This window comes from Acidithiobacillus sp. TH-A36 (assembly GCF_057473445.1).
In genome coordinates, this window is sequence record NZ_JBYCKP010000386.1 from 1 (window position 1) to 6057 (window position 6057).

7 protein-coding genes and 1 pseudogene are annotated in these 6057 nt (G+C 55.4%); all 8 read right to left on the reverse strand.

Annotated features, from left to right (window positions below):
* Window positions 1-52: 52 nt before the first annotated feature.
* The gene (ruvX, locus tag AC2VLY_RS10045) at window positions 53-484 is read right to left on the reverse strand and encodes a Holliday junction resolvase RuvX (protein ID WP_010640686.1); all 432 of its coding nucleotides are present in this window, start codon (window positions 482-484) and stop codon (window positions 53-55) included.
* Window positions 477-1037, reverse strand: coding sequence for a YqgE/AlgH family protein (locus tag AC2VLY_RS10050; protein ID WP_193650843.1), 561 nt, complete (start codon window positions 1035-1037; stop codon window positions 477-479). The genes ruvX and AC2VLY_RS10050 overlap by 8 nt, the downstream gene beginning before the upstream one ends.
* A gap of 67 nt (window positions 1038-1104) precedes the next feature.
* Window positions 1105-2043, reverse strand: coding sequence for a glutathione synthase (gene gshB, locus AC2VLY_RS10055; protein WP_486892753.1), 939 nt, complete (start codon window positions 2041-2043; stop codon window positions 1105-1107).
* Complete coding sequence (gshA, locus tag AC2VLY_RS10060) at window positions 2043-3350, reverse strand: glutamate--cysteine ligase (RefSeq protein ID WP_486892752.1); 1308 nt, start codon at window positions 3348-3350, stop codon at window positions 2043-2045. Before gshA ends, gshB begins: the two co-directional genes overlap by 1 nt.
* Window positions 3347-4519: a citrate synthase gene (locus AC2VLY_RS10065; RefSeq protein WP_486892751.1), complete on the reverse strand. Its 1173-nt coding sequence runs from the start codon at window positions 4517-4519 to the stop codon at window positions 3347-3349. The genes gshA and AC2VLY_RS10065 overlap by 4 nt, the downstream gene beginning before the upstream one ends.
* A gap of 174 nt (window positions 4520-4693) precedes the next feature.
* Window positions 4694-5065 carry an iron-sulfur cluster insertion protein ErpA gene (gene erpA, locus AC2VLY_RS10070; protein WP_010640694.1) on the reverse strand — a complete coding sequence of 124 codons (372 nt, stop codon included), beginning with the start codon at window positions 5063-5065 and terminating at the stop codon, window positions 4694-4696.
* Window positions 5066-5180: 115 nt separating this feature from the next.
* Complete coding sequence (locus tag AC2VLY_RS10075) at window positions 5181-5603, reverse strand: phosphate-starvation-inducible PsiE family protein (RefSeq protein ID WP_142089190.1); 423 nt, start codon at window positions 5601-5603, stop codon at window positions 5181-5183.
* Between the two features lie 55 nt (window positions 5604-5658).
* Window positions 5659-6057, reverse strand: a pseudogene (locus AC2VLY_RS10080) (FAD-dependent oxidoreductase); the annotation flags it as partial.

Consider the following 6057-nt stretch of genomic DNA (forward strand, 5'->3'; position numbering starts at 1 on the left):
CGCAAATCCCGAACCATTCCTTCCAGCAGTGTTGTCACATCCCAGTCTGCATTCATTGCATGGCTCCGACATCCTGAAAAGTCTGGAGAATTTCACAGGCAGCGGCCTGATCCAAAAGCCCGGCGCGCTGCTTTGCGGAAAGCGCCCGCTCTTTCAGCATCCATTCGGCCGCATGACTACTGAGGCGTTCGTCCACCCAATGCACCGGCAGGGGGAAACGGCGCTGCAGACTCCTGGCAAAATTGCGCACCCGGCGCACCATCAAGCCTTCACTCCCGTCCATGTTCAGGGGCAAACCCAGAACTATAGCGCGCGGTTGCCAGTCCTTGAGGATGCGCGCAAAGCTCTCCCAATCCGGGCCGCTCTCCCCATTGCGCAGGGTAGCTACGCCCTGCGGTGCCCAACCGGATTCGCCCAACACGGCAATACCAATACGTCGTTCCCCGAAATCAATCCCCAGAAGCGGCCCGGAGCCCTCAGGCATGGCCCGCCGCCCCGCTGAGCAGGCGCATATCCACTCCGAGCGAGCGCGCGGCGGCCTGCCAGCGTTCACTGGCGGGCAACTCAAACATGACCTGCATATCCATCGGGCCGTGCAACCAGGCATTTTCTTTCAACTCTTCTTCCAGTTGCTGCGCCCCCCAACCGGCATATCCCAAAGCTAACAGATAACGCTGGGGTTCCTCATGCTGGGCGATGGCTTGCAAAATATCGGGAGAGCTGGTCAATGCCAGGTCCTCGTTCAGCTCCAGACTGGAAAGCCATTCACCCTTGGGCGAATGCAAAATAAAGCCGTGCTGCGGCTGCACCGGTCCACCCCAATAAACCGGGCGATGAATCATTTCTTCGGAAGGCTGGATATCTACGGCCTTGAGAGCTTCGGACATATTGATATCCACAAGACGATTGATGACCACGCCCATGGCACCGTCGGGGCTATGCTCGCAAACTACAATCACCGTCCGGTCAAAAATACCGTCATGAAGCGCCGGCATGGCAATGAGCAGATGATTTTTAAGTGAAGAGAAATTCGTCATACCGCCCATCATACGGGTTTTCGATGAAAAACGGCAGATTGCATTCCCGAGTGTGCCAGCTTAGCCATTACTGTCCCTGTTCCAGACGTTGCCAAAGCAGCTCGGCGGCATCCACAGCAAAAAAGCGCCGAATCTCCCGCGCCCCGGTGGGACTGGTGACGTTGATTTCAGTCACAAAGCCGCCAATCACATCCAGTCCGACAAAAAGTAATCCTGCCGCGCGCAGCGCTGGCCCTATTGCCGCACAAATATCCTGATCCCGCGCACTCAGCTCGGCGGCTACGGCCGTAGCCCCTGCTACCAGATTGCCGCGAAAGTCTTTTTCTGAAGGCACCCGCAACATGGCGCCGGGCACCGCCACGCCGTCCACCAGAATAATGCGCTTGTCGCCTTCGCGTATGGCCGGAATATAGCGCTGAGCCATGACATAATGCTGTCCCCAGGCCGTTACGGTTTCGAGAATGCTGCCCACATTGCGGTCTTGCTGGTGCAGGTAAAATACCCCTTCGCCCCCCCGCGCAGAAAGGGGTTTGACCACCACCTCGCTATGCTCGGCCAGGAAAGCGCGCAGGTCACCCAGATCACGACTGACCAGAAAGGGCGGGAGAAACTCGGGGAAATGCAAGGCATAGAGTTTTTCATTGGCATTACGCAGACTCACCGGGTTGTTCACCACCCAGGTTCCGGCATGTTCCAGCAGATAGCAGGCGGTCAGATATTCCAGATCGACCGGAGGATCCTTGCGCATCAGCACCACGTCCATATCTGCCAGGGGCCGCTCTTCAACGGTAGCCAGCGTCGCGAAGTCGGTACTTTCATCCTGCACCGTCACCGCCTGCAGGCGTGCCCAGACCTTGCCATCGCGCATGAACAAATCAGGCAGGCCAAACACCCAGCACTGGTGCCCCCGTGCCTGCGCCGCCAGGAGCATGGCGAAAGTGCTGTCTTTGGCGGGTTTGATCCCGGCTATGGGATCCATGAGAATGGCTGCTTTCAACGGGGTCATCAATCAACACTCCGGATTTGCTGCCGACGCCAATCGGCCATTTCCCGGGCCGCCGCCACCAGGGTCAGGCGGGCAATGACGCCATAAGCATAGTAACGGTTTACTGGGGCATCGGGCGGCGATTTCCGGCAAGGCAGTATGCAAGGCTCACCAAAGGCCATGGGCTCAAAATGCGCGCCGGGGGCATTCAGGTTTTCATCGCGCCCCCGCCCGGTATGCACCCGGTAAAAGCCGCCCAGCACCTGCTGACCCACCATATAAACTACCGGCTCAGCCACCGCCTCCTCGGCGGTCTGCTCAAAGGTATACACCCCTTCCTGAATAAACACGTCACTCACTGGCAGGCCTTCCTTGCTTTTAGCCATGCGCGTGCGTTCCTTACGATTGAGATCCATGAACTCTTCACCGGAGTAAGCCGTCATGATGCCCATGCCGTAGGTGCCTGCGTCGGCTTTGACAATCACAAAGGGACGCTGGGTAATCCCATAGTGGGCGTAGCGCTCGCGGGTCAATTCCAGAACCGCATCGACATTGGCGACCAGGCAATCACGGCCTTCGGCACGCATGAAATCAATACCCTGACAACGCCGGAAAAACGGATCAATCAACCAGGGGTCGATATCTATCACTTCCGCCAGTTCATGTGCGGCGGCACGATAATGGGCAAAGTGCTGGGACTTCCGCCGCGAGCGCCAACCTGCCGCCAGAGGCGGGGATATGGGTTGTTCGAGATTCTCCAGAATTTCCGGCACACCGCCGGAAAGATCGTTATTGAGCAAAATCAGCTGGGGATCAAATCCTGCGGCCTTTAAGCGTCTACCTTCACGAAAAATGGGCTCCAAAAGCAGGGAATTACCCGAAGGTAAATCATAAGCCGTGCGCTCTTCCAGCAAGAGTGAACCCACCCGCACTTCCAGTCCGGACATTTCCAGAAGCTCTCGCAATCTGGCCACATTTTCCAGATAAAACAGGTTGCGGGTATGATTTTCGGGAATGAGCAGCACGCGCTCCAGGCCCGGATGATGCTGGTTCAGATAGTGCTGAATGGCCGATACATAGAGCGATGAAAATTCAGGATTCAGATTGTTGAAGCCTGCCGAAAACAGATTGGTATCCACCGGTGCCAACTTGAAACCGGAGTTGCGCAAATCGACGGACGCGTAAAAGGGCGCCGGAGTTTTTTGAAACTGGCCTCGAAACCAGCGTTCTATGGCCGACTGACCCGCTATCAGATGCCGCTCAATATCCAGCAAGGCCTCGGTACGTTCCGTAGCGAGGAAGGGAATATTTTGTAAAACTTCTGTCATGCCTGTGCCTGATTCCTTTTGTCCAGCGCTACATAAGCCCTTGGGCTTGCACCATTGTAAACCTGGGTGGGACGAAATATCCGGTTGTCTGACAGCTGTTCCCGCCAGTGTGCCAGCCAACCTGCCGAGCGCGCCATGGCAAATATGGGCGTAAACAAATCAGCCTTGATTCCCATTTCGTGGTAAAGAACACCAGAATAAAAATCGACATTGGCGTGAATGCCCTTGGGGCCGAGGCGATCAGTCGCATGTTTTTCGACCTCAATGGCAATTTCAAAAAGCTGGCTATGCCGCAAATGCCCATTGCTGGCCAGTTTTTCCATCATCTCTTTCAAAATGGCCGCACGAGGATCCCGGGTTTTATACACCCGGTGACCAAAGCCCCAGATTTTTTCCTTATTGGCCATTTTGGCGTCCAGATAAGCGCCCACCTTGGCCACGCTGCCAATTTCCTCCAACATCTCAACCACTTTCTGATTCGCACCGCCGTGCAAGGGACCCGCCAGCGTACCAATCGCACTGCCAATCACATGGTAGGGATTGGTGAGCGTAGAACCGGTGACCAGTACCGCAAAGGTACTGGCATTGATGGTATGCTCGGCATGAAGAATCAGACAGGTGTCGAGGATTTTCGCCAGTGCCGGATTGGGCTCCTTACCGGAAATCATATACAGAAAATTGGCGGCATGATTCAGGTCCGTACGCGGCACGATGGGATCATTGCCGAAACGCATCTGCTCCCACATGGCGACGATGGTGGGCATCCGGGCGATGATGCGCATTGCCATGGCATCCAGATGCGGGGTGTTTTCGCGCTCAGCATCGGACAGCTCCTGCTGCGGATAAAACATCCCCAGACTCGCCACGGCGCAATGCAGCATATCCATGGGATGCCCGGTTACCGGCATGAATTTCATGATTTCCCGGACATTGTATTTGACTTGCCGATGACTGCGCAGCCCCTCATCAAAAGCTTTGAGATCTGCACCATCCGGAAGTGCACCGTCCAGCAGAAGCAGGGCCACTTCTTCAAAGCTGCTATGGGCTACCAGGTCATCAATAGCGTAGCCACGATAACTCAGCAAACCTGCCACACCATCTATGTGAGAAATACTGGAGTGCGTTGCCGCCACGCCTTCCAGACCGGGAGCCACGTTCGTATCCGCCATGCCGAACTCCTTGTTATTCTGGTCAGTAATGAATCCAACTGTCACGGGGCAACAACCCACGCACAGTTGCTGTCCTGATCAGGACAGCAAGAGCCTGAGAGTCATCATAACGCGCTGGAAAAATAAAAGGGAGGCCATGAGCCTCCCCTGGAGAAATTCTTATCTCTACAAAAATCAGGCAGAGAAAGAAGATCCGCAACCACAGGTGGTGGTCGCATTCGGGTTTTTGATCACGAACTGGGCACCTTCCAGGCCTTCGCTGTAATCAATTTCAGCGCCAACCAGATATTGGTAACTCATGGGATCAATCAGGAGGCTGACGCCAAACTGATGCACTTCCGTATCACCCTCATTCATATTCTCATCAAAAGTAAAACCATACTGAAAACCGGAACAACCGCCGCCCGTCACAAAAACTCGCAGCTTGAGGTCTTCAGAGCCTTCTTCTTCAATCAGAGAGGTAATTTTATCCGCCGCGTTTTGCGTCAGGGTCATTACCGGAGGAATGGAATCCAGATTGGTCATTGTTTCAGTTGCTGTGCTCATTGTGCTTAACTCCATGCGCTGCAGCGCGTTGTTCAGTGGATACCCGACCATTTTGCTCGCTTTTTCGGGGCAGCGTCAAGTTGCCCGGACAATTTTCGGGACGGATATGGCCGTTTCAGTCTCTTTCGGTGTTCTTCGGAGCGTACTGAACAGCGGCAACCCGGGCACCGACCAGCACTGCAAGCAGCACTGCCGTTGCGATCAGATCCATGGGTCCGAGACGATGGGCATAAAGACCGATAAACAATTCCCGCAATACAAAAACAATGGCCACTTCCGACAGCACCCGCAAGCGGATACGGTGAAACTCCAGGTAATCGGTAAACGTCCGGAACAGCTCAATGAGCACAAATACCGACAGCACATCAGCCACCAGACCCTGAATGGCCGCTTCTTCCCGGAAGGACAAAACGGTTTTGTACACGTCCCAGACCACCCCCACCACGGAGGCCAGCAAGGTGATCAGCATGACAAATATCAGCACCACCACGATGAGGTCGAGAAATCTTTCGTAAAAGCGCAGGATGCGTGCGCGCATCCCGCTGATCCTTACCGCTGGCTGCGATTCCTCAACATCCGGCTTGGCCAAGTTGTCAGCCTGCTGCCCGTGCCGAGCGCCGCAAGCGTGACAGCAAACGTCTGGCCATTTCTCCGAACAACTCAGTCTGGGTGGGATGGGGATGAATAGCCTCGGCTACCTGTTCCAGTGTCAACCCGGCACTGACCATCATGACGGCTTCACCCACCAGCAGATCGGCGTGATCGGCAAGGAAGTGGACACCGACAATGCGGTGGCTGACCTTGTCGGCCACCATTTTGATGAGGCCATCAGTTTCACCGGTCATCATGGCCTTGGCATCAATACTCATGGGCACCTTGACCTCGGCCACGTCCACTCCCGCAGCCTTGGCCTGTTCCATGGACAGACCGACAAAGGCGCACTGTGGGCGGGTAAAAGTCACACCACTATCTTTGGCCGCATCATATTGAGC

What these genes read in the sequence shown, in the direction of transcription:
- AC2VLY_RS10065 (WP_486892751.1), bottom strand. Translation starts at nt 4,519, where the DNA reads ATGGCGGATACGAACGTGGCTCCCGGTCTGGAAGGCGTGGCGGCAACG.
- AC2VLY_RS10050 (WP_193650843.1), bottom strand. Translation starts at nt 1,037, where the DNA reads ATGACGAATTTCTCTTCACTTAAAAATCATCTGCTCATTGCCATGCCG.
- gshA (WP_486892752.1), bottom strand. Translation starts at nt 3,350, where the DNA reads ATGACAGAAGTTTTACAAAATATTCCCTTCCTCGCTACGGAACGTACC.
- erpA (WP_010640694.1), bottom strand. Translation starts at nt 5,065, where the DNA reads ATGAGCACAGCAACTGAAACAATGACCAATCTGGATTCCATTCCTCCG.
- AC2VLY_RS10075 (WP_142089190.1), bottom strand. Translation starts at nt 5,603, where the DNA reads ATGCGCGCACGCATCCTGCGCTTTTACGAAAGATTTCTCGACCTCATC.
- ruvX (WP_010640686.1), bottom strand. Translation starts at nt 484, where the DNA reads ATGCCTGAGGGCTCCGGGCCGCTTCTGGGGATTGATTTCGGGGAACGA.
- gshB (WP_486892753.1), bottom strand. Translation starts at nt 2,043, where the DNA reads ATGACCCCGTTGAAAGCAGCCATTCTCATGGATCCCATAGCCGGGATC.